The organism is Pseudarthrobacter sp. RHLT3-21 (assembly GCF_059383495.1).
The window spans coordinates 1-1,698 of sequence record NZ_JBWZCI010000058.1; the positions used below are offsets into that span (position 1 = coordinate 1).

1 protein-coding gene and 1 pseudogene are annotated in these 1,698 nt (G+C 65.3%); both read right to left on the minus strand.

Annotation, left to right across the window (positions count from 1 at the left end; genetic code table 11):
• A pseudogene (locus AC50YA_RS23055) lies at positions 1 to 197 on the minus strand (glucose-6-phosphate dehydrogenase assembly protein OpcA); the annotation flags it as partial.
• On the minus strand, positions 194 to 1,698 hold a 1,505-nt coding region (zwf, locus tag AC50YA_RS23060; protein WP_494984471.1), incomplete at its 5' end, for a glucose-6-phosphate dehydrogenase. The pseudogene AC50YA_RS23055 and the gene zwf, both read right to left, overlap by 4 nt.

The following is a 1,698-nucleotide window of genomic DNA, read 5'->3' on the forward strand; positions in this document are numbered from 1 at the left end:
GCGAGGACGATGATCCGGCAGGGGTGTTCGCGGCTGGCCTCGTTCGCGGCCTCGATCGCTTCTTCCTCGAGCCCGGACCGGGTCACGACCACAAGGGTCAGGACCCGGCCCAGGGCGATCACGCCGCCCTGCTCGCGCAGGGAGGTGATCTTCTTGGAGATCTTCGAGGTGGTGGTGTCCGGCAAATCTACAATCATGGCCTTCTCCAGGTTCGTCCGTCGCGGGCCAGCAGTTCGTCGGCCGAGGCAGGGCCCCAGCTGCCGGGGGCGTAGGGCTCCGGCTGCTCAGTGAGCCCGGCCCAGTAGTCTTCAAAGGGGTCCAGGATTTTCCAGGACAGCTCCACTTCGGCGTGCCGCGGGAACAGTGGCGGCTCGCCGAGGAGCACATCGAGGATGAGCCGTTCGTAGGCTTCGGGGCTGGACTCGGTGAAGGAGTGCCCGTAGCCGAAGTCCATGGTCACGTCCCGGACTTCCATCTGCGTGCCCGGGACCTTGGACCCGAACCGGATCGTCGCGCCCTCATCGGGCTGGACCCGGATCACCACGGCGTTCTGGCCGAAGTCATCCTCGCCATGGTCACGGAAGAGCAGGTTCGGTGCCCGTTTGAAGACCACCGCTATTTCGGTCACGCGGCGGCCCAGGCGCTTGCCGGCCCGGAGGTAGAACGGCACACCGGCCCAGCGCCGGGTGTGGATGTCCACCCGGATCGCGGCGAACGTCTCCGTCGTCGAATCGGCCGGGATACCCTCTTCCTCCAGGTAGCCCTGGACCTGTTCCCCGCCCTGCCAGCCGCCGGCGAACTGCCCGCGCGCCGAATGGGTCGAGAGGTCCTCGGGAAGCTTGACCGCGGCCAGGACCTTTTCCTTCTCCGCCCGCAGATCGTCCGCGTTGAAGGAAATGGGCTCCTCCATCGCCGTCAAAGCCAGCAGCTGCAGGAGATGGTTCTGGATGACGTCCCGGGCCGCGCCCACACCGTCGTAATACCCGGCCCGGCCACCGGTGCCGATGTCCTCGGCCATGGTGATCTGGACGTGGTCCACATAATTCGCATTCCAGAGCGGCTCGAACAACTGGTTCGCGAACCGCAACGCCAGGATGTTCTGCACCGTCTCCTTACCCAGGTAATGATCAATCCGGAACACCGCATCCGGCGGGAACACCGACTCCACAATCTCGTTCAGCGCCCGGGCCGACTCCAGGTCATGCCCGAACGGCTTCTCGATCACCACCCGCCGCCACTTATCCCCCTCAGCCTGCGCCAGCCCATGCTTGGAGAGCTGGCGGCAGACCTGCTCAAACGCCTTCGGCGGGATCGAGAGGTAGAACGCGTGATTGCCCCGCGTTCCACGCTGCTCATCCAGCTCAGCGATCGTCTCACCCAGCCGCTCAAAGGAATCGTCGTCGTCGAACTCGCCCCGGACAAAACGGATACCCTCAGCGAGCTGGTTCCACACCGCCTCATCAAACGGGGTCCGCGAGTACGCCTTCACCGAGGTCTTCACCTCGGCGGCGAACTCCGCATCACTCCACGGACGGCGACCGAACCCCACCAACGCGAAACTCGGCGGCAACAGCCCCCGGTTCGCCAGGTCATACACGGCCGGCATGAGCTTCTTACGGGCAAGATCCCCGGTCACCCCGAAGAGCACCAACGACGACGGACCGGCAATCCGATTCAGACGACGGTCACGAGGATCCC